Here is a 20,608-nt window from a genome sequence, read left to right as displayed (position 1 = left end):
GCTGAAGCGATTCAGCGCTGAGAAAGGCGGGCGAGAAAGGTCTCGACGCTGGGCAGGATGCGTTCGACGATGGTCTCGACGCCCTTGCCCGTCGGATGCATCCCGTCGGGCAGGTTGAGGGCGCGGTCGCCGGCGACTCCATCCAGGAAGAAGGGATAGAGCACAAGGTCGTGCTTCTTCGCAATGTCCGGATAGATGGCATCGAATTTCTGCACGTATTCCGGCCCGAGATTGCGCGAGGCATACATGCCCGCGAGCATCACCGGGATGTTGCGGCTTTTAAGGCGCTCGACGATCGCCTCCAGGTTCTTGCGGGTCCCGGCCGGGTCGAGGCCGCGCAGCATGTCGTTGGCGCCGAGTTCCAGGATCACCCCATCGGTGCCGTCCGAAACCGACCAGTCGAGCCGGTCGAGGCCACCCGAGGAGGTGTCGCCGGACACGCCCGCATTGGCGACTTCCACGTTGTAACCCTTGGCCTTCAGCGCCTTCTCCAGCACGACCGGGAAGGCCGCCTCCTGCGGCAGGTTGTAGCCGGCGCTCAGGCTGTCGCCGAGCGCCACGAGGCGGATTGGCTTGGTTTGAGCCTGAGCTGCGGGGAGGGCGACGACCATGGCGGCAAGGGCCGCCGCACACGCAAAAATGATCGTCATGAATGGGCCGGATTGGCGCTTCATCGATAGGCTTCCCATCTAGGCAGAACTAAACAGACGTCTTGGATCGTTTCCAACAGATCGGGTGAATGGGTATGCAGGACAAGGCCATCGCGCTGCATGATGTCGATTTGAGCCTCGGGCGCGGGGCCGCGCGGGTGCATATTCTCAAGGGAATTTCGCTTGAAGTCGACAAGGGCGAGGCGGTAGGCCTGATCGGTCCTTCGGGCTCGGGCAAGTCGACCCTGCTCATGACCATGGCCGGGCTCGAGCGCCCCGATTCGGGAAAAGTCATCGTCGACGGCACCGATCTGTCGGGCCTCGACGAGGATGCGCTCGCCCGTTTTCGCGGCCGGCGGATCGGCATCGTGTTCCAGTCCTTCCACCTCGTTCCCACCATGACGGCGCTGGAGAACGTGGCGCTGCCCCTGGAGCTTGCCGGCGAAAATGAGGCCTTCGAGCGGGCCGAGGCCGAGCTCCAGGCGGTGGGCCTTAGGGATCGCCTTCATCACTATCCGGCGCAGCTCTCGGGCGGCGAGCAGCAGCGCGTGGCCATTGCCCGCGCCATCGTGCCCAATCCGGCCATCCTCGTGGCGGACGAGCCCACCGGCAATCTCGACGAGAATACCGGCGGGTCCATCATCGACCTGCTCTTTGCCCTGAAACGTGACCGGGGCGCGACTCTCGTCCTCGTGACCCACGACCTCAACCTCGCCCGCCTCTGCGACCGCATGGTGCGCCTGCGCTCGGGGCAGGTGGAGGCCGGCGCGGCCTCGGCCGTGGCGTGAGGGTCCAGTCATGCACGGCTCCCTTCCCGCCACGCCGCAAAAGCGCCCCGTCTCGGCCTCCCGGATGCCCCTCCTGCTGCGCCTGGCCTTCCGCGAATTGCGCGGGGGTCTCACAGGCTTCGGCATCTTTCTCGCCTGCATCGCACTCGGCGTTGCGGCCATCGCCAGCGTCTCGTCCCTGTCCCGCTCTCTGACCGAAGGCATCTCCCGCGAAGGCCGTCGGATCCTCGGCGGCGACATGGCCTTCTCGCTGCTGCAGCGGGAGGCGGGGACACCCGAGTGGGCGTTCCTCGAATCGAAAGGCCGGGTCAATGTGATTGCCACCATGCGGGCCATGGCGGTCGCCGGCGAGAAGGGCTCGGGGCTCGTCGAGATGAAGGCCGTCGACGGGGGCTATCCCAATGTCGGCCTGCTCGAAACCGATCCGCAGATGTCCCCCGCCGAGGTGTTCGCCGAGAAGAACGGCGCCTTCGGAGCCGCCGTCGATCCGGCCCTTCTTGCGCGCCTCGACCTGAAGGTCGGCGACCGGGTGACGGTCGGCGCGGCGAATGTGGAATTGCGGGCGAGCCTCGTGTCCGAGCCCGACAAAATCGCTGACGGCATCGGCTTCGGGCCCCGCCTTCTGCTCTCGCAGGAGGCATTGAAGGCGACCGGCCTCGTCCAGCCCGGAAGCCTCGTGCGCTGGACGTACCGGCTCACCCTGCCGCCCAACATATCCACGGAAGAAGGCCTGACGCAGATCGAGGCGGAGGCGAACCGCGTCCTGCCGGAGGCGGGCTGGAATATCCGCACCCGCCTCAACGCCGATCCGCGCTTTGCCCGCAACATCGAGCGCTTCACTCAGTTCCTGACCCTTGTGGGCCTCACGGCGCTGCTCGTCGGCGGCGTCGGCGTCGCCAATGCGGTGCGCGGTTTCGTCGACCGCAAGCGCGCCTCGATTGCCACCTTGAAAAGCCTCGGCGCGCCGGGTGGGCAGGTGGTGATGCTGTATCTGATGCAGGTGATGCTGATTGCTCTGGTGGGTATCGGCATCGGCCTCGCCTTCGGGGCCGTGCTCCCCTTCGTGATCACCGGGCTCTTCGGCCATCTCCTGCCGATCCCGATTCAGCCGACTTTAGCTTGGAGCGAACTCGGCATCGCGCTGCTCTACGGCATCCTCACGGCCCTGGTCTTTGCGCTGGCTCCCTTAGGGAGAGCCCATGACGTGCCGGTTTCCGGTCTCTTCCGGGACCAGGTCGACCCGGAGCGGCGCTGGCCGCGCAAGCGCTATGTGACGGCGCTTGTGCTGTCGGTTGCGGCCCTCGTGGGGCTGTCGCTGCTCGCGGCCTATGACCGGCGCATCGCCCTGATGTTCGTCGGCGCCGCTGCCGGCTCCTTCATCCTGTTGCGTCTCGTGGCCCTCGGCATCATGGCGCTCGCCGGCCGTCTGCCCCGGCCCCGCCGGACGGCACCGCGGCTGGCGCTTGCCAATATCCACCGCCCCGGCGCGCTCACGCCGTCGCTGGTGCTCTCGCTGGGCCTCGGCATTACACTCCTCGTGACGCTTGCGCTCATCGATACCAACCTGACCCGCCAGCTGACGCAGAGCCTGCCGGAGAAGGCGCCGAGCTTCTTCTTCCTCGACATCCCGAACCAGCAGGCGGATTCCTTCGAGGGCTTCCTGAAAGCCCAAGCCTCCGACGCCCATATCGAGCGCGTGCCGATGATGCGCGGGCGGCTCGTGAGCCTCGGCGGACGCCCCGTGGGCGAGATCAAGGCTGCCGAGGACGTGGCCTGGGTGCTCTCGGGCGATCGCGGCATCACCTATGCCAAGGTGCCGCCGGAGGGCTCGAAGATCGTGCAGGGCGAGTGGTGGCCACAAGATTATCGGGGCAAGCCGCTGGTCTCCTTCGATCATAAGATCGCCGAGGGCTTAGGGTTGAAGATCGGCGACGAGATCACCGTCAACGTGCTCGGGCGCAATATCAGCGCCACCATCGCCAATTTGCGCGAGGTGGAATGGCGCACCATGGGCATTAACTTCGTCATGGTATTCTCGCCCAATGCCTTTGCCGGTGCGCCGCATACGCATCTCGCCACCGTTACCTTCCCCAATGGTTCCAATGCGGTCCTTGATGCGAGGATCCTGCGAAGCGCCGCCCAGACCTATCCGATGGTCACGAGCGTGCGGGTCAAGGATGCCCTGGAGGCGGTGAACGATGTGGTCTCTCAGCTCGTCATGGCCATTCGCGGCGCAAGCTCCATCGCGCTGATCGCGAGCCTCCTGGTTCTGGCCGGAGCGCTCGCGGCCGGCCATCGGGCGCGCCTCTACGATGCGGTGGTGCTGAAGACACTGGGTGCCACCCGCGCCAAGCTGATTTCGGCCTATGCGCTGGAATATGGATTGCTGGGCCTTGCCACGGCCGTGTTCGGCCTGCTGGCCGGCACCGTCGCGTCCTACTTCATCATTACCCGCGTGATGAACCTAAGCTTTACGTTAGACTTGTCGGGCGCGGTCTTGGCCTCTGCGCTCGCCGTTCTCGTGAGCGTCGGATTAGGTCTGATGGGAACTTGGCGGATCTTAAGTCAAAAGCCGGCGTCATACTTAAGAAACCTTTAATGCCGGGCTTGAGTCCGACTGTTATAGTGGATCGTGAAAGGCAGAATGAGGGGCAGAATCCCTTCTGCTTTTCATTCTTCTTTTTCACGAAAGTTTGAAGCTTGGCCCTCCCTCTTGCGGAAAGAAGGCAGCCCTCTCATATTTCAGGTGCTGCCGAAAACTGCGGCGGCCGAGGGCTGACTTTCCAGCCTTTCGAGGGAACACACGGGACACCGCGAGAAAGGACTCCGATGCAACCGTATGAGCAAAACCAAAACGCCTATGGCACCGGCTTTGCCCGGACGGAGGCCCAGGTCGACCAAGGCCTGCGTACCTTCATGCTCGGCGTCTACAACAACATGGTCCTGGGCCTTGCCATCTCGGCCCTGGTCGCACTCGGCGTGAACATGCTGGCCACGACGAGCGATCCGGCTGCTGCCGTCGCCCGTATCGGCAGCATCGGACTGACCCAGTTCGGCGTGACCCTCTACACCACGCCGCTGATGTGGATTGTGGCGCTGGCGCCTCTGGCCTTTATTTTCTTCTTCTCGTTCCGCATGGACCGGATGTCGGCGGCTGCGGCCCGCGGCACCTTCTTCGCCTTCGCGGCGGTGATGGGTGCTTCGCTCTCGACGCTTCTCATCCGCTACACCGGCGCGAGCGTCGTGCAGGTGTTCTTCATCACGGCTGCGGCCTTCGGCTCGCTGTCGCTGTGGGGTTACACCACGAACCGCAGCCTGTCGGGCATGGGCTCGTTCCTGATCATGGGCCTCGTCGGCCTGATCCTGGCCTCGATCGTGAACATCTTCGTCGCGTCGAGCGCCCTGCAGTTCGGCATTTCCGTGATCGGCGTTCTGATCTTCGCAGGCCTGACGGCTTACGATACGCAGAAGCTGAAGGAGATGTACCTCTACGGCAACTTCGACTCCGAGACAGCTGCCAAGGTCTCCGTGTTCGGCGCCCTGACGCTCTATCTGGACTTCATCAACATGTTCCAGTTCCTCCTCGCGCTCGTGGGCAACCGCAACGAGTAAGGACGAGCGGATCGAACGATCACGAAGCCCCGGCCGAAAAGCCGGGGCTTTTCTTTTGGCGAGCATACGCTTGAAACGTCTCTACGCTCCCGGCGGGCGATACTTGACCGACTTCGCCTTTCCGAGTGCTGTCATCAGGTCCTCGACGCTGATGAGGACGGTTGTCTCGCACGAGCGAAGCGCGCCTCCCGCGCCGATGGCAAGCACGACAGCTGCCATCGATACGTTGTCCGGTGCCTCCCATAAATTCCAGCCATCGTGTTCGCCGAAGGCGTACCAGAATCCGTGCAGCTTTCCGCCGACCGACTCGATGTACGAACTCGCCGCCGCACGTCGATCCTCGGGGTTTTCGATCAGGCGCGCCCAAGTCTCGGGCGTGTAGCTGAAGCGCGTGAGATACAAGGCCATGGCTCACCTCATCCGTCAGAGTTTGGCCCCAGCGAATGTAGTTAACGCTCGATCCGGGAGAGCGGCGAGTCATTTGCACAGCGATAGCCGAAATAGGCGCTCGCAACGGCCGCAGCGGCGCAGATCAGCGCCACCAGCCCGAACCCGCCGATCATGGCCGTGGCATAGATTTCCCTTAAACTGTCGGAGGGTAGGGCCGACATCGGCGGCGCGGTGCCGAAGGTCGCCTGTGCGAAGAGACCCGCCATCTCCGGGCTGACCCAGGCGGCGGCGTGCTGGAAACCAAAGGTAGCGGTGACGCCGAGACCGGCCACTGCGATCAGCCCCGCGACGCGGGAGATTGCATTGTTGATCCCGGAAGCTACGCCGATGCGCTCGTCGGGAGCGGCATTCATCACTGTCGTCGACAAAGGCGCGACCGTAATCCCCATGCCGAGGCCCATGATAATCATGACCGGCACGATCGCGAGCCAATAGCCGCCGTGAAGGACGGCGGGAGCCATAAGTGCGAAGCCTAAGCCTGTGATGACGGGCCCCACCGTCAGGAGCATGCGGGTGCCGAACCGGTCGGCCATCACGCCGCCGAGCCGGGAGAGCACGGCCATCACGAGCGTGAAGGGTAAAAACACCGAGCCCGCCTTGGCGGCCGAATAGCCATGGGCCTCGATCAAAGCCGTCGGCAGGAAGAACAAAGCGCCGCTGAGCGCAAAATAGAGCAGCAGCGTCAGCGCATTGACATTGGCGAAGGCGGGGACGCGAAACAGGTCGAGGGGCATCATTGGCGCGGCACCGCGCTTCTCATGCCACACGAAGAGACCCAGGACCACTGCACCGGCCGTCGCCATGAGGAGAGCGAGGCCGCGCTGGCTCTCGCGTTCGCCGAGCGCCGTCAGCCCGTAGGCGATAAGGCCCAGTCCCACGACGGCCAGAACGCCGCCGAGCCAGTCCATGGCCGTCTCTCGCGTCACAAGGCTCTCCAGCACATGCCTCCAGCATAGCCAGAGCGCCAGCGCGGCGATGGGGACATTGATCCAGAAAATCGCCTGCCAGGGCCCGATATCGATGAGCCAGCCGCCCAGGATCGGCCCGAGCGCGGCGGCGATAGCGGAGGCGGCCGCCCAGGTGCCGATGGCCTTGCCCCGTGCCTCCTTTGGGAAATGGGCGCTGATCAGGGCGAGCGATCCCGGCACCAGCAGGGCGCCGCCGATGCCCTGAAAGGCCCGGGCCGCGATCAGCATCTCGGCCGTTTCCGAAAGGCCACACCACAGGGAGGTGAGGCCGAAGCAGGCAATGCCGATCATGAAGATACGTCTCAAGCCATAGGCATCGCCGGCCGCGCCACCGAGCAGCAGGAAGGCGGACAGGGTCAGCGCATAGGCATTGGTGATCCATTGCATCTCGGCGAGCGACGCCTGCAGGCTCTCGCGCATCTGCGGGATCGCGACGGTGACGATGGCGCCATCGGCAAAAACCATGCTGGAAGCCAGGATCGCGGTCCAGACCACATAGGTCTGTGTCCCGGAGGCAGTGGACGGCTGCGTCCTGCTTGGCCCGAACTCGTTCACGCGCAAGCCTTTCCTGTAATGCCTCATATTAAGGCAAAAGGGAGATGAAAAGACAGGCTTACCAAGGCTGGAAGGCTATTCCTTCCCGGTCCAAAAGTGCTTTAGAGAATCTCTATGACCATTCTTGTCCGCCCGTCTTCCGAAGCCGATCTCGATACCATCACCGCCATCTATGCCCATGCGGTGACGCATGGCACGGCCTCTTTTGAGCTCGACCCGCCATCGAAAGCGGAGATGGTGCGTCGGCGAGCTGCCATTCTGGAAGGTGGCTATCCTTATTTCGTGGCAGAGAAGGACGGCGCAGTTCTGGGTTACGCCTATGCGGGTGCCTACCGCACCCGGCCGGCCTATCGTTCGACGGTGGAGGATTCGATCTATGTCGCGCCCACCGCACAGGGGCAGGGCGTGGGTCGCCTGTTGCTCGCCGCTCTGATCGAGGAATGTGAAATACGGGATTTCAGGCTCATGGTGGCCGTCATAGGCGACGAGGAATCGAAGGGCTCCATCGGCCTGCATCGGAGCATGGGGTTCGAGCCCGTCGGCATCCTGAAAGGCATCGGGTATAAGCACGGGCGCTGGCTTTCCACCGTGCTGATGCAGCGGGCCCTTGGACGCGGCATGCAGGAGCCGCCCACGCGTCCAATGCCTGTCGGTTAAGCCGACACAACCTTCGGTTTGTCGAGCACGCGCAGCACGCGTGCGAGTTCATGTCCGCGCTTGAGGATCAGGCCCGTCGAGACGATGACCGAATAAGCACCCTGCTTCTTGGCGAGCTTCGGATCCTTCTCGATCCGGTAGAGGGGTATTTCCGACGTGCGCCGGAAGATGGAGAAAACGGCCTTTTCGGGCATGAAGTCGATCGCGTAATCGCGCCATTCGCCGACGGCCACCATGCGGCCGTAGAGATTGAGAATGGCCTGCAACTCGACACGGTCGAAGGACACCTGTTTCGGCGCGGCGGGAAAAGGAACGATGTGGGCCGAACCCTGCATCGAGCCGCCGCGCAGCGGCTCTGCGATGTCACCTTCGCTCATGACGCCTCCCATGACTGGTCAACATATGCTGATGATGGGCTTCGGCGGCTAAGGGATCAACCCATCATGACACAATGAATCACCGGTTCTTTAGCGCATTGTGCGGAAAAGTGGATCCGGTTTTCCGCACAATGCGCCAATGTAAAGCGTGAGCATCGGATCGATCCCAAAAGTGCATTCCACTTTTGGGTCCGCTGCTCGTGCAAATCATATTCCTGCCTCATTCGCGCCGTGATGGAGCCGCACTGAATGCCGTTAATGCTTAAGTTGCCTCGACGGCCCGGCTCATTGAACGGCTTGGACACGTCAGCCCCCCAGCCCTCTGAGTCGCTTGAGGAGCCGGGCCACCCAGTCGAGACACAGGGCTGCCTTCCAAGGCAGCCTTTTCCTTTGTTTAAAGGGCTTTGCGATGGTCCAGATCGCAAAGCCCTCTTTTTTCTCGCATTCATATTTTCTTAACTGCAAGCAGAAACATGCTTGCTCGAGAATGCTTTAAAATCCCGACAACACGAGCTTGCCCCGCGTGCGGTTGCTCTCGATGAGAGCGTGCGCGCGCTTGAGATTGGCGGCGTTGATCGACCCGATCACCTCGGCCAATGTCGTCCTGATCGTGCCTGCATCCACAAGACGCGAGGCCTCGCTCAGGATCTCGTGCTGCCGCTCCATGTCGGCGGTCTGGAAAGTGGAGCGCGTGAACATGGATTCCCAATGAATCGAGATGCTCTTGCCTTTCAAGAGGCTGATGTCGAGCGGCGTCTTCGGATCGTCAATCAGGGCGAAACGGCCTTGCGGCGCAATGATTTTGGCGATTTCAGCAAAATGCGTGTCCGTATGGGTAATCGAAAACACGAAGGCCGGCGCGCCGAGCCCTAAGACCTCAACCTGTGCGGCGAGAGGCTTGCTGTGATCGATCACGTGATGGGCGCCGAGTTCCTTGACCCACGCCTGCGTGTCAGGTCGCGAAGCGGTGGCGATCACGGTCAGATCGGTGAGCCGACGCGCGAGCTGGATCGCGACGGAGCCGACGCCGCCGGCGCCACCCACGATCAGGATGGCATTGGCCGCGCCCTTCACCGGACGCTTGACCTCCAGCCGATCGAATAGGGTTTCCCAGGCGGTGAGCGTGGTCAGCGGAAGGGCGGCTGCCTCTTCGAACTTAAGGGATTTCGGCTTCGCGCCTACCAGCCGCTCATCGACCGCATGGAACTCCGCATTGGTGCCCTGGCGCGTGATGGCGCCGGCATAGAACACCTCGTCGCCTTCCTTGAACAGGGTGACATCCTTGCCCACGCCTCTGACGATCCCGGCCGCATCGAAGCCCAGAACCTTCCAGCCGCCGGGCTCTGCTTGAGCCCGCATGCGGACTTTCGTGTCGACCGGGTTGAGGGAGACCGCTTTGATCTCGACGAGCAGGTCGCGCGGTCCGGGCTCGGGGCGCGGCAGGTCGACATCGACGAGAGAGGCGTCCTGATCGATGGGAAGGGATTGCTGGTATCCGACGGCGCGCATGATTTGTCTCCTGTTGACGGGAGCATAGTTGGGCATAGTGTAGGGCATCGCAAGAACGCACAAAAACAGCCCATAGTGTCAAAAAGGGTACCGTGATGCCGCAGAGGGTCCAGGGATGTTCCGTCGAGCGGACGATGAGTCTGATCGACGGCAAGTGGAAGATCATCGTGCTCTATAAGCTCTTGCGCGGAACCTTGCGTTTCAACGAATTGCGCCGGCTCATCCCGTCCATCACGCAGCGCATGCTCACCCACCAGCTGCGCGAGCTGGAGGCTGACGGTCTTATCATCCGGACGGTTTATGCCCAGGTGCCGCCTCGGGTCGAATACACGCTCTCGGCCCGCGGCCGCTCTCTGGAGCCGGTGCTGATGGCCATGAAGGAATGGGGCGACATGAATCTGTCGTCTGCGGAGGCCAAAGCAGCGTAAAGTGCCTGTGCAGTGCAGCAACTTTACCCTACTTTGCTCAGAACGATATGCTTTTGTTGCGCAATCTGCCGCTCTGTGGCAACGCTCCCGCGACCAAAAAATTAAGAGGATGCGCGCATGAAGCTGGATACACCGACCAGCGGAAGCGAAGTGACGGCGGAAGCCGTCGCTGTGCTGGAATCCGGGCACAAATCCGTTCCGCCAACCTTCGTGCGTGATCTGTTCGGGCGTGTGCCGCCCGAGGATCTGGCGCCTTACTCGCCGCAGACGCTGGCGGATCTCGCTGCGGAAGCCTTCGAGCATCTCAAGGCCTCCCGCACCGCCGACGGTGCCGACATCCGCCTCCTCGATTTCGAGATCGAGCGCGAGGGCCGACGCCAGGATGTGACGGTGCTCGAGATCGTCAACGACAACATGCCCTTCCTGCTCGATTCGACCCTCGCCGAGGTCGTGGACCAGGGTTATGAGCCGCTGCTGGTGGCGCATCCGATCCTGGCCGTGGAGCGGGATTCCAACGGCGCTCTCGTGCGCCTGGTCGGCGAGGCCACGGCGGCGCTACGGCTCGGCGTGAAGCGCGAAAGCTTCATCCACATCCATCTGCCGCGCCTCGACGATCACGGGACCCGGACCCGCCTGATCGAGGCCATGCGCCTCGTCCACAGGGACGTCTCCGTTGCGGTGCACGATTGGCCGGGGATGCGCTCCCGGGTTGCCGAGATCGTGCACAATTACCGCCTCAATCCCCCGCCGCTGCCGGAGGACGAGGTCAACGAAGCCATCGCCTTCCTCGACTGGATCGCGCGCGACAACTTCACGTTCCTCGGTTTGCGTGAATACCGTCTTCCTTCCGGCGATACCGCGGCCGATCCGGTCGAAGGCTCGGGCCTCGGCCTCTTGCGCGATCCGTCCGTGCGCGTGCTGCGCCGCGGCCGCGAGCTTGTGGCGATGACGCCGGAGGTTCGTGCCTTCCTGGCGCGTCCGCAGGCGCTCATCATCGCCAAAGCGAACGTGAAATCCCGCGTCCATCGCCGCGCCCATCTCGACTATATCGGCGTCAAGCTGTTCGACGAGAGCGGGCATCTGCGGGGTGAGTTGCGCATCGTCGGCCTGTTTACGGCCAGCGCCTACACCAACACCACGGGCGAAGTGCCTTATCTGCGCCTCAAGGTGGCGAAGGTCCTCGCGCGCGCCGGCTTCGATCCGGCGAGCTATGCGGGCCGTGGGCTTCTGAACGTGCTCGAAAGCTATCCGCGCGACGAGCTGTTCCAGATCGACGAGGACACGCTCTACCATTTCGCCATCGACATCATGAACCTGTCGGAGCGTCCGCGGGTGAGGGCGCTCGCCCGTGTCGACGAGTTCGACCGTTTCGTTTCGGTCCTCGTCTTCGTGCCGAAGGACCGCTACGACACCCAGGCGCGCCAGCGCATCGGCCAGTTCCTCGCCAGCATCTACGAGGGCCGCGTTTCCGCTTCTTATCCGGATTATCCGGAAGGCCCGCTCGCGCGCACCCATTACATCATCGGCCGCGACGAGGGGCAGACCCCGGACGTGCCGCGCGAAACTCTCGAGAAAGGCATTTCCGCCATCGTCCGTACCTGGGCCGATGCGCTGCGCGATGCGCTCGATGATACCGTCGGTGGCGCCCGTGCGCGCTCGCTCGCGTCCCGCTATGCGGAAGCCTTCAGCGCCGCCTATCGCGAGGCTTTCGGCGCCGAGCAGGCCATCGCCGATATCGCTCTGCTGGAGCAGCTCTCGGAGGCCCGCCCCCGCGCCGTCGATCTCTACCGTCGCGAAGGCGATGAAGAGACCCGCGTGAACCTGAAGGTGTTCTCGCTCAACGTGGCGCTGCCTCTGTCGGAGCGTGTGCCGCTGCTGGAAAACCTCGGCTTCCGCGTCGTCAACGAGCGTACCTATCGCGTCGCTTTCTCAAGCACGGATAGGGTATGGCTGCACGACATGACCCTGGAGCGCGCCTCCGGCGGCGTGATCAAGATCGACGAGATCCAGGCCCTGATCGAAGCGGCGCTGCTTGCGCTCTTCCGCGGCCTTGCGGAATCGGACGGCTACAACCGTCTCGTGCTCGAAGCCGGTCTCGGCTGGCGCGATGTCGCCATGGTGCGGGCGCTCGGCCGTTACCTGCGCCAGATACAAGTCACCTATGCGCAGGATTACATCGCCGAGACGCTGGCCCGCCACGGCGCCATTGCGGCCGATCTCGTCAAGCTGTTCTACGCGCGCTTCGACCCGCGCCAGGACAAGGATCGTGCCGGTGCCGAAGCCGCGATCCGCGAAAAAATCGAAAATCAGCTGAAGGACGTCACGAGCCTCGACGACGACCGGATTCTGCGCCGTTTCGTCAACCTGATCGAGGCCGCGATCCGGACCAATTTCTTCCAGCTCGAGGACAATGGCCTGCCGCGCCAGACCATCGCGTTCAAGTTTGAATGCGCCAAGGTCGACGGCTTGCCACTCCCCAAGCCTCTCTACGAGGTCTTCGTCTATTCGCCCCGCGTCGAAGGCGTGCATCTGCGCTTCGGCAAGGTGGCGCGCGGCGGCCTTCGCTGGTCCGACCGGCCGCAGGATTTCCGCACGGAAGTGCTGGGCCTCGTCAAGGCGCAGCAGGTCAAGAATGCGGTTATCGTGCCGGTCGGCGCCAAGGGCGGCTTCGTGCCGAAACATCTGCCGCCGGCAAGCGACCGGCAGGCCTGGCTGGCGGAAGGGACTGAGAGCTACCGCATCTTCATCCGCACGCTGCTGCAGCTCACCGACAACATCGTCGGCGAGAGCGTGGTCCCGCCCGCCGATACCGTGCGGCATGACGGGGACGATCCCTATCTCGTGGTCGCGGCCGACAAAGGCACGGCCACCTTCTCCGACATCGCCAACGCGCTGTCCATCGAGAAGGGCCATTGGCTCGGCGATGCCTTCGCGTCCGGCGGCAGCCAAGGCTACGACCACAAGAAGATGGGCATCACGGCCCGCGGCGCCTGGGAAGCGGTGAAGCGCCACTTCCGCGAGATGGACATCGACATCCAGACCACGCCGGTGACGGTGGCGGGCGTCGGCGACATGTCGGGCGACGTGTTCGGCAATGGCATGCTCCTGTCGCGGGCGCTCAAGCTCGTGGCGGCCTTCGACCACCGCGACATCTTCATCGATCCGAACCCGGATCCGGAAAGCGCCTTCAAGGAACGCGAGCGTCTCTTCAACCTGCCCCGTTCGAGCTGGCAGGATTACGACAAGAGCCTGATCTCAGCCGGCGGCGGCGTGTTCCCGCGTAATGCGAAGTCGATCCCGCTCTCGGACGAGATGCGCGCGCTTCTCGACATCGACAAGCCGCAGGCCACGCCGGCCGAGGTGATGCACGCGATCCTGAAAGCCCGTGTCGATCTGCTCTGGTTCGGCGGCATCGGCACCTATATCCGCTCGTCTGCCGAGACCGACGAGCAGGTGGGCGACCGTGCGAACGACGCGATCCGCATCACCGGTCCGGAGGTGCGCGCCAAGGTGATCGGCGAGGGCGCCAATCTCGGTGTGACCCAGCGCGGGCGCATCGAAGCGGCGCAGAGCGGTGTTCGCCTCAACACCGATGCCATCGACAATTCGGCCGGCGTCAACACCTCCGACGTGGAGGTGAATATCAAGATCGCGCTCACCACGCCGGAGCGCGACGGACGTCTGACCCAGGACCAGCGCAACGAATTGCTGGCCGACATGACCGAGGATGTTGCCGCGCTCGTGTTGCGCAACAACTACCTGCAGACGCTGGCGCTCTCGCTCTCCGAGCAGCTCGGCCTTGCCGATCTCGGTTTCGCGCGCCGGCTCATGCACATGCTGGAAGCGCAGGGGCGTCTCAATCGCGCGGTGGAATACCTGCCGGACGACAGCACGCTCGCCGAGCGCGGACGTCGCGGCGAGGCACTGACGCGGCCGGAAATCGCGGTGCTGCTGGCTTACGCCAAGCTCTCCCTGCACGATGAATTGCTGGAAAGCCCTGTGCCGGACGATCCGTATCTCGGCAAGGAGCTGGAACGCTATTTCCCGGCCGAGATGCGTGAGCGCTTCCCGGACGCGATCGCAAGCCACCGCCTGCGCCGCGAGATCATCGCGACGCAGCTCGCCAACGCCCTCATCAACCGGGGCGGCCCCACCATGGTGGCCCGTCTGGTGGACCAGACCGGCGCGGATGCCCCGACCATCGCGGCGGCCTATGCGGCCACCCGCGATTCCTTCGGCCTCACCGAGCTGAACCTCGCCATCGATGCGCTGGACGGCGTCGTGCCCGGCAAGGTGCAGCTGCATCTTTATGGCGAATTGCAGGATCTTCTGATGAACCGGATCGTCTGGTTCATCCGCAACGTGGATTTCGTCAACCATTCCCTTGATGAGATCATCGGCACCTATCAGGCCGGGATCGCCGAGGTCGAGCGCAGCCTCACCGAGACGCTGTCGCCGGAAGCGCAGGCCGCATGGGATGCACGCACCAAGGCACTGGTGGATGAGGGCACGCCGGAGGATCTGGCACGCCGCATCGCATCGCTGCCGGATCTCGTGGCCGCGCCCGACATCGTGCAGACCGCACAGAAGACCGGGAAACCCGTCAACGACATCGCCCGCACGCATTTCGCGCTCGAAGCTTCGTTCCGGCTCGGCGCGCTCATCAGCGCGGCACAGCAGATCAATGTCAGCGACTACTTTGATCGCCTCGCGCTCGATCGCGCCATCGACAGCATCGCCTATGCCCATCGCGGCCTGACGGCCGAAGTGTCGTCTCAGGATCTCTCGGGCGTCGAGGCCGTGCGGGCTTGGAGCGAAAAGCGTGGCGCCGACGTCAACCGCATCCGAAGCGCAGTCGACGGCATCGTCTCCTCGGGCCTGACCCTGTCGAAGATCACCGTCGCGGCAAGCCTGCTCGGCGATCTCGCGCGGATGAGCTGAGTTCTTCTGTTCAAGCAAAACACAACAAGCCCTCCTCCCCCTTGTGGGGAGGAGGTGGGGGTGTGAGCGATAGCCTATCAAGGTCAGGCGCCGACACCCCACCCTTGATCCCTCCCCACAAGGAGGAGAGAAAAGGAACGAGACTATCAATGTCGCGGGAAGCCAAAGCTCAGTGAGAGACATCAACCCCCTCGCGCCCTCCCAAAAGGCCTCGCGCCCCGCAATCCTCGGCTGGCTCCTGTTCGACTGGGCCTGCCAGCCCTTCTTTACCCTCATTACCACCTTCGTCTTCGCGCCCTATTTCGCCTCCGCGCTCGCGCCCGATCCGGTCAGCGGGCAGAGCCTGTGGGGCTATGCGACGGCTGCGGCAGGGCTTGTGCTCGCCATTCTCTCGCCGGTGCTCGGTTCCATCGCCGATGCGACGGGTCCGAAGAAGCCTTGGATCGCGTCATGCGGCCTCGTGCTGTTCATCGCCTCCTTCGCGTTGTGGTACGCGGCGCCGGGACAGCCCTATGCCATTGCCATCGCGCTGATCGGCTTCGCCTTTGGCACCGTAGCGGTGGAGGTCGCAGGGGTATTCAACAATGCCATGATCCCGCATCTCGTGCCGCCGGAGCGATTTGGGCGTCTCTCGGGCACCGGCTGGGCGATGGGCTATCTGGGCGGTCTCGTCTCGCTCGTGATCGTGCTCGGTTTTCTCGCGGCCGATCCGGTGTCGATGAAGACGGTCTTCGGCTTGGACCCGCTCTTCGGGCTCGATCCGGCCACGCGCGAAGGAGACCGCATCACGGGACCGTTCTCCGCCCTGTGGTTCCTCGTCTTCGTGCTGCCGCTCTTCCTCTTCACGTCCGATATTCCGCGTTCGGGGATGAGCCTGAAGGAGGCGGCGCGAAAGGGGCTCGAGCAGCTGAAGAGCACCATCGCCGATGCGCGGCGGCACGAGAGCGTCGGGCGCTTTCTCATCGCCAATATGGTCTATCAGGATGCGCTCGTGGCGCTCTTCGCCTTCGGTGGCATCTATGGCGCCGGCGTGTTCGGCTGGCAGGCCATCGAGCTCGGCATCTTCGGCATCCTGCTCACCGTCACCGGCACCATCGGCGCTCTGGTCGGCGGGCGGCTCGACGATCGCATCGGCGCAAAGCCGGTGATCCTCGGATCAATTACCATCCTCGCCCTCGTCTGCCTCGGCGTGCTGTCGCTCGGGCGCGAGCATATTCTCTTCGCAGTACCGACCGCGCCGCCTGCCCCAGATGATGGCCTTTACGGCTCCGCGCCGGAAAAGCTGTTCGTCCTGCTCGGCCTCGTCATCGGCTCCGTGGCGGGGCCGCTGCAGGCCTCCTCGCGCGGCATGCTCGCGCGGCTGGTGCCCGCGCAGGAGGCCGGGCGTTATTTCGGTCTGCTGGCGCTGTCAGGAAAAGTCACGTCCTTCCTCGCGCCGCTCGCCGTCGCCGTTGCCACCGCGATCTTTCAGACGCAAGCAGCAGGACCGGCGGTGCTGATCCTGTTCCTGCTTGTTGGATTCTGGCTGCTCAGCGGCGTGAAAAAGGTCTGAGACTGCTCCCACTGTCATTCCGGGGCGGCTCACAGAGCCGAGCCCGGAATCCATGACCGCTAACGATGCAGAATAGCGCGCGACGCGGGTCGTTCGTCTTTTGAGGCGTCGTGTTTATGGATTCCGGGCTCTCGCTACGCTCGCCCCGGAATGACAGTGGAGAGGTTTACTCCAGCGTCACTGCCGTGCCGCTGACCGACACCATCATCATACCCTCGTTCTTGCCGAGCGCGCCGTAATCGAGGTGAACGCCGACGATGGCATGGGCGCCGAGGCGCTGGGCCTCCTCGATCATCTCCTGCAGGGCGGTATCGCGCCCGTCGCGCAGAACGCGCTCGTAGGAGCCCGCACGTCCGCCGACCACGTCGCGGATCGAGGCGAAGAAATCGCGGAACACGTTGGCGCCTAAGATAGCTTCGCCCGAAACGATGCCGCGATAGGAAGCAATGCGGCGGCCTTCGATGCTCGGCGTCGTGGTGATGATCATGAACGTCTCCTTCTGCTCCGCTTCATATGGGGAGGCACAGGGAAAACGTCATCCTGGACGGATCGCGCGAGTTTCCCTCCCCCTTGCGGGGAGGGGCAGGGGTGGGGGTGTTTTGACCGGGTGATGAGCAAACCAGTCAGGCGACGTAGCAGCCCTCGCTCCTTCTGGAGACGCAGTGCTCTGACTTTGCGACCCCCACCCTCAATCCCTCCCCGCAAGGGGCAGGGAAGGAGTCAATGCCGGAAATGCCGATGGCCCGTGAACACCATCGCAAGCCCGGCCTCATCAGCAGCCTTGATGACCTCGTCGTCACGCATGGAGCCGCCGGGCTGGATCACTGCCGTGGCGCCGGCTTCGGCTGCGGCCAGCAGGCCGTCCGCGAAGGGGAAGAAGGCGTCTGAGGCAACCACCGAGCCCTTGGCGAGGGTCTCAGGCAGATTGGCAGCCTTTGCCGCCTCGGCGGCCTTCCAGGCGGCGATGCGGGAGGAATCGACGCGGCTCATCTGGCCGGCGCCGATGCCGACCGTTGCAAGATCCCTGGCATAGACGATGGCGTTCGACTTCACGTGCTTGGCGACGCGGAAGGCGAAGCGCAGATCCTCCAGCTCCCGGTCGCTCGGCGCACGCTTCGTCACGACCTTGAGGTCCATGGCGTCAACCACCGCGTTGTCCCGGTTCTGGGCCAGGAAGCCTCCGGCGACCGTGCGCAGGGTCAGGCCCTCCTGGCGCGGATCGGGCAGGCTACCCGCCAGCAGCAGGCGCAGGTTCTTCTTGGCGGCCACGATGGCGATCGCCTCCTCGGTCGCGTCGGGCGCGATGATCACCTCGGTGAAGATCTCGGTGATGGCCTTCGCGGCTTCCGCATCGAGCGGCCGGTTCATGGCGACGATGCCCCCAAAAGCCGAGACCGGATCGCAACGTAGGGCCTTCTCGTAGGCCTCGCGCAGGGTTGTGGCTTCAGCCACGCCGCAGGGATTGGCGTGCTTGACGATCACGATGGCGGCGGAGCGCTCCGGCAGGAATTCTGCCACGGCCTCATAGGCCGCATCGGTGTCGTTGATGTTGTTGTAGGAGAGCTGCTTGCCCTGCACCTGCCGGGCGGTGGCGACGCCCGGACGGTTCTCCGGCGTGCGGTAGAAGGCGGCGCTCTGGTGTGGATTCTCGCCGTAGCGCATGACTTCGGCAATGGAGCCGCCGAGCGCCCGGAAGGGCGGAGTTTCCTCGCCGAGCTCGGTGGCGAACCAGTTGGAGATTGCCGCGTCGTAGGCAGCAGTGCGAGCATAGGCCTTCTGGGCGAGGCGCTTGCGCAAGGTGAGCGTCACCGAACCGTCATAGGCGGAAAGATCGTCGAGAACGGCGCCGTAATCGGCACCATCCACCACCACCGCCACGTCGCCGTGGTTCTTGGCCGCCGCGCGGATCATGGCAGGACCGCCGATATCGATGTTCTCGATGCAATTGTCATAAGGTTTTCCCGCGGCCACCGTCGCCTCGAAGGGGTAGAGGTTCACCACCAAGAGGTCGATGGGCTGGATGCCGTGGGCGAGCATCGCCGCCTGATGCTCCGGGTTGGCGCGGATACCGAGCAGGCCGCCATGGACGGAAGGGTGCAACGTCTTCACGCGCCCGTCCATCATCTCGGGAAAGCCGGTGAGCTCGCTCACGTCCTTCACGGCCAGGCCCGCCTCGCTGAGCGCCTTATGCGTGCCGCCGGTGGAGACCAGCTCGATGCCGCGCTCGGAGAGAGCGCGGGCGAAGTCCACGAGACCCGTCTTGTCGGATACGGAAAGCAGAGCGCGGGAAACGCGCTTCAGGTCGCTCGGCATGGCGGCCGCTCCATTCAAGGGTGAAGATGCGGGCGCGATACCACGGCAGGCCAAGGATGGGAACCGGGCAGGCCTGAGTTTCAGACCATCCCCTTTTGCCTGGGATGCATGGAGAGCGTGGCCGTTAGGTCTCCGGTTCAGTCCTTTGGGCCGCTCGCGACGAACTGCGCCAAGATAGGCGGAAGAGGTCGGGCCTCTTCGCCCAATCGGCGTTCAATTCAGAAAAATTTTTGGGTGTGACGCGCTTCACAGCGAGGTTCGTCGAAGTGGTTCAAAGTCCAATCATCGCCAACGGAGAGAAGATCTCAGGCGGTCTTGAGAGCAACGCCAACCTGAAGAGGTAATATCATGGACAACTTCCAGCTTTCGGTGAACGACATCTTCCAGAACGCGACCAACACGGCTCATGAAGGCAGCGCGACGTCGGCCCAGGTGGCCAGCATCGCCGACGCCGATGCTCTCCTCGACTCCGGAGGCGGCTACCTGGGCGGCTGGTTCAACGATCAGGAGTCCTTCAACCTCATCGACCAGAACGCGACCAACACGGCTTTCGGCGGCAGCGCCACCTCGGCCCAGGTTGCCACCATCTCGGACGGCGACACTCTCGTCGACATGGGCCACGATTACTACCCGGTGTTCTAACCAGCCCCTTCCCGGAGCGTCATCGGCCACAGGCCCATGACGCTCCTTTCCGGCCTCTCAGCACCCTGAGGGGCCTTTTGCTTGTTTCCTGTACGCTGGCAGCGAATGCCGCAGAACCTCTCTCTGCAATCTGTGCCCAGTCAGAACGATGTCCGGCTGTGACGCAGCTCACAGCCCTCACCTTGAAACTCATTCAAGTTCGATCATCGCCAACTGAGAGAGCAGCTCGGGCGGTATTGAGAGCAACGCCAACTTGAAGAGGAAATTTCATGCAGAATTTTCAGTTCTCCTTGAACGACATCAACCAGACGGCCGCCAATACTGCCGTTGGTGGCAGCGCGACTTCGGCTCAGGCTGCGAGCATCAGTGATCCCGATACCATCTTCGATTCCGGGGACAGCTGGGATTGGTATTCGGGATCTCCGGAGATCAACGTCCAAGTCGACACGAACATCGTCAACCAGACGGCCGTCAACACCGCGTTGGATGGGGATGCGGCTTCCGCCCAGGCTGCGAGCATCAATGATCCCGATGCTCTCGTTGATTCCGGAGGCGGCTCTCCGGACTTCAACTTCCAAATCTCGACGAACCTGATCAATCAGACGGCGGTCAACACGGCCATCGACCCCGACGGCCTCTTCCCCTTCTGATAATCCCCGCCTTCCTCGAGCGCCATCGGCTCGTGAGCCTGTGGCGCTCCCTTCCTTCTCACTTCGCTTTTCTCCCTTGCCCCGCCTTCCCGGCCTCCCGGAAGGGCGGTTTTCGACGCGGAGCGACACGATCGAATCTGCGCATTCCGAACGTGACGTTCAACGGTCGTCGCGAAAGCAACGCTCGTGAGTCGAGTCGTCGAAGGGTTCGCTCAAGTTACCGGCTATCCCAACCGAAACGAGCCGGATTGGCGCTCAAGATGGTTCCGCTTGCCTGGAATCATCTCTCCTCCTGGTTCGTCGCGTTGTTTGGCGGCGAACAGGATCCGCTTCGCCGAACAATGCTCCAAGGCGCTTCTGTCTGTTGGGCTCCAGAAGCGACAAAAAAATGAAAAAATTTTTGGGTGTGACGCGCTTCACAGCGAGGTTCGTCGAAGTGGTTCAAAGTCCAATCATCGCCAACGGAGAGAAGATCTCAGGCGGTCTTGAGAGCAACGCCAACCTGAAGAGGTAATA

General features: G+C 63.5%; 16 protein-coding genes. 9 read left to right on the top strand and 7 right to left on the bottom strand.

Annotation, left to right across the window (positions count from 1 at the left end; genetic code table 11):
* Positions 1 to 11: 11 nt before the first annotated feature.
* Positions 12 to 674: an arylesterase gene (locus tag ACS5Q1_RS34130; protein ID WP_371826826.1), complete on the bottom strand. Its 663-nt coding sequence runs from the start codon at positions 672 to 674 to the stop codon at positions 12 to 14.
* A 65-nt stretch (positions 675 to 739) separates the two neighbouring features.
* On the opposite strand from ACS5Q1_RS34130, the gene ACS5Q1_RS34125 reads away from it, so the two are divergent.
* The 3 genes from ACS5Q1_RS34125 to ACS5Q1_RS34115 all read left to right on the top strand — a co-directional run bounded on the left by ACS5Q1_RS34125 (position 740) and on the right by ACS5Q1_RS34115 (position 5,050).
* A complete protein-coding gene (locus tag ACS5Q1_RS34125; RefSeq protein WP_473102393.1) occupies positions 740 to 1,438 on the top strand; it encodes an ABC transporter ATP-binding protein in 699 nt (232 codons plus the stop codon).
* 10 nt (positions 1,439 to 1,448) lie between these two features.
* Positions 1,449 to 4,037, top strand: coding sequence for an ABC transporter permease (locus tag ACS5Q1_RS34120; protein WP_473102392.1), 2,589 nt, complete (start codon positions 1,449 to 1,451; stop codon positions 4,035 to 4,037).
* A gap of 230 nt (positions 4,038 to 4,267) precedes the next feature.
* Positions 4,268 to 5,050, top strand: coding sequence for a Bax inhibitor-1/YccA family protein (locus tag ACS5Q1_RS34115; protein ID WP_473102391.1), 783 nt, complete (start codon positions 4,268 to 4,270; stop codon positions 5,048 to 5,050).
* An 81-nt stretch (positions 5,051 to 5,131) separates the two neighbouring features.
* Here the strand turns inward: ACS5Q1_RS34115 and ACS5Q1_RS34110 are convergent, their stop codons facing one another.
* Positions 5,132 to 5,458, bottom strand: a complete 327-nt coding sequence (locus tag ACS5Q1_RS34110) for a GYD domain-containing protein (RefSeq protein WP_473102390.1) — start codon at positions 5,456 to 5,458, stop codon at positions 5,132 to 5,134.
* A 41-nt stretch (positions 5,459 to 5,499) separates the two neighbouring features.
* Positions 5,500 to 7,023, bottom strand: a complete 1,524-nt coding sequence (locus ACS5Q1_RS34105; protein WP_473102389.1) for an MFS transporter — start codon at positions 7,021 to 7,023, stop codon at positions 5,500 to 5,502.
* A gap of 114 nt (positions 7,024 to 7,137) precedes the next feature.
* Between ACS5Q1_RS34105 and ACS5Q1_RS34100 the strand changes: the two genes are divergently transcribed.
* Positions 7,138 to 7,680 (top strand): GNAT family N-acetyltransferase, encoded by a 543-nt coding sequence (locus ACS5Q1_RS34100; protein ID WP_473102388.1) that lies wholly within the window; start codon positions 7,138 to 7,140, stop codon positions 7,678 to 7,680.
* Here the strand turns inward: ACS5Q1_RS34100 and ACS5Q1_RS34095 are convergent.
* Positions 7,677 to 8,057 (bottom strand): DUF2794 domain-containing protein, encoded by a 381-nt coding sequence (locus ACS5Q1_RS34095; protein WP_473102387.1) that lies wholly within the window; start codon positions 8,055 to 8,057, stop codon positions 7,677 to 7,679. The genes ACS5Q1_RS34100 and ACS5Q1_RS34095 overlap by 4 nt on opposite strands.
* 492 nt (positions 8,058 to 8,549) lie before the next feature.
* Positions 8,550 to 9,566, bottom strand: a complete 1,017-nt coding sequence (locus ACS5Q1_RS34090) for a zinc-binding alcohol dehydrogenase family protein (protein ID WP_473102386.1) — start codon at positions 9,564 to 9,566, stop codon at positions 8,550 to 8,552.
* A 95-nt stretch (positions 9,567 to 9,661) separates the two neighbouring features.
* On the opposite strand from ACS5Q1_RS34090, the gene ACS5Q1_RS34085 reads away from it, so the two are divergent.
* From ACS5Q1_RS34085 to ACS5Q1_RS34075, 3 genes are all read left to right on the top strand, one after another.
* The gene (locus tag ACS5Q1_RS34085) at positions 9,662 to 9,994 is read left to right on the top strand and encodes a winged helix-turn-helix transcriptional regulator (protein WP_473102385.1); all 333 of its coding nucleotides are present in this window, start codon (positions 9,662 to 9,664) and stop codon (positions 9,992 to 9,994) included.
* Positions 9,995 to 10,111: 117 nt separating this feature from the next.
* Positions 10,112 to 14,935, top strand: coding sequence for an NAD-glutamate dehydrogenase (locus tag ACS5Q1_RS34080; protein ID WP_473102384.1), 4,824 nt, complete (start codon positions 10,112 to 10,114; stop codon positions 14,933 to 14,935).
* Between the two features lie 172 nt (positions 14,936 to 15,107).
* Positions 15,108 to 16,487 carry an MFS transporter gene (locus ACS5Q1_RS34075; RefSeq protein ID WP_473102383.1) on the top strand — a complete coding sequence of 460 codons (1,380 nt, stop codon included), beginning with the start codon at positions 15,108 to 15,110 and terminating at the stop codon, positions 16,485 to 16,487.
* A gap of 166 nt (positions 16,488 to 16,653) precedes the next feature.
* Here the strand turns inward: ACS5Q1_RS34075 and ACS5Q1_RS34070 are convergent, their stop codons facing one another.
* Together ACS5Q1_RS34070 and purH are read right to left on the bottom strand one after the other, a co-directional pair.
* Positions 16,654 to 16,974: a heavy metal-binding domain-containing protein gene (locus ACS5Q1_RS34070; RefSeq protein WP_009493654.1), complete on the bottom strand. Its 321-nt coding sequence runs from the start codon at positions 16,972 to 16,974 to the stop codon at positions 16,654 to 16,656.
* 233 nt (positions 16,975 to 17,207) lie between these two features.
* On the bottom strand, positions 17,208 to 18,800 hold the full coding sequence (gene purH / locus ACS5Q1_RS34065; RefSeq protein WP_473102382.1) for a bifunctional phosphoribosylaminoimidazolecarboxamide formyltransferase/IMP cyclohydrolase: 1,593 nt from the start codon (positions 18,798 to 18,800) through the stop codon (positions 17,208 to 17,210).
* Positions 18,801 to 19,148: 348 nt separating this feature from the next.
* Here purH and ACS5Q1_RS34060 point away from each other — a divergent pair, with 348 nt between their 5' ends.
* Complete coding sequence (locus ACS5Q1_RS34060; RefSeq protein ID WP_473102381.1) at positions 19,149 to 19,442, top strand: hypothetical protein; 294 nt, start codon at positions 19,149 to 19,151, stop codon at positions 19,440 to 19,442.
* Between the two features lie 269 nt (positions 19,443 to 19,711).
* Positions 19,712 to 20,092, top strand: a complete 381-nt coding sequence (locus ACS5Q1_RS34055) for a hypothetical protein (protein ID WP_473102379.1) — start codon at positions 19,712 to 19,714, stop codon at positions 20,090 to 20,092.
* Positions 20,093 to 20,608: the final 516 nt, after the last annotated feature.

The sequence above is a fragment of the Microvirga sp. GN3 genome (assembly GCF_055792825.1).
Note: the sequence above shows the minus strand (reverse complement) of the source record. Positions and strands in the feature narration are given on the sequence as shown.

Coding starts and splice junctions, on each gene's coding strand:
- ACS5Q1_RS34130 (WP_371826826.1), bottom strand. CDS start 674: ATGAAGCGCCAATCCGGCCCATTCATGACGATCATTTTTGCGTGTGCG.
- ACS5Q1_RS34125 (WP_473102393.1), top strand. CDS start 740: ATGGGTATGCAGGACAAGGCCATCGCGCTGCATGATGTCGATTTGAGC.
- ACS5Q1_RS34120 (WP_473102392.1), top strand. CDS start 1,449: ATGCACGGCTCCCTTCCCGCCACGCCGCAAAAGCGCCCCGTCTCGGCC.
- ACS5Q1_RS34115 (WP_473102391.1), top strand. CDS start 4,268: ATGCAACCGTATGAGCAAAACCAAAACGCCTATGGCACCGGCTTTGCC.
- ACS5Q1_RS34110 (WP_473102390.1), bottom strand. CDS start 5,458: ATGGCCTTGTATCTCACGCGCTTCAGCTACACGCCCGAGACTTGGGCG.
- ACS5Q1_RS34100 (WP_473102388.1), top strand. CDS start 7,138: ATGACCATTCTTGTCCGCCCGTCTTCCGAAGCCGATCTCGATACCATC.
- ACS5Q1_RS34095 (WP_473102387.1), bottom strand. CDS start 8,057: ATGAGCGAAGGTGACATCGCAGAGCCGCTGCGCGGCGGCTCGATGCAG.
- ACS5Q1_RS34090 (WP_473102386.1), bottom strand. CDS start 9,566: ATGCGCGCCGTCGGATACCAGCAATCCCTTCCCATCGATCAGGACGCC.
- ACS5Q1_RS34085 (WP_473102385.1), top strand. CDS start 9,662: ATGCCGCAGAGGGTCCAGGGATGTTCCGTCGAGCGGACGATGAGTCTG.
- ACS5Q1_RS34080 (WP_473102384.1), top strand. CDS start 10,112: ATGAAGCTGGATACACCGACCAGCGGAAGCGAAGTGACGGCGGAAGCC.
- ACS5Q1_RS34070 (WP_009493654.1), bottom strand. CDS start 16,974: ATGATCATCACCACGACGCCGAGCATCGAAGGCCGCCGCATTGCTTCC.
- purH (WP_473102382.1), bottom strand. CDS start 18,800: ATGCCGAGCGACCTGAAGCGCGTTTCCCGCGCTCTGCTTTCCGTATCC.
- ACS5Q1_RS34060 (WP_473102381.1), top strand. CDS start 19,149: ATGGACAACTTCCAGCTTTCGGTGAACGACATCTTCCAGAACGCGACC.
- ACS5Q1_RS34055 (WP_473102379.1), top strand. CDS start 19,712: ATGCAGAATTTTCAGTTCTCCTTGAACGACATCAACCAGACGGCCGCC.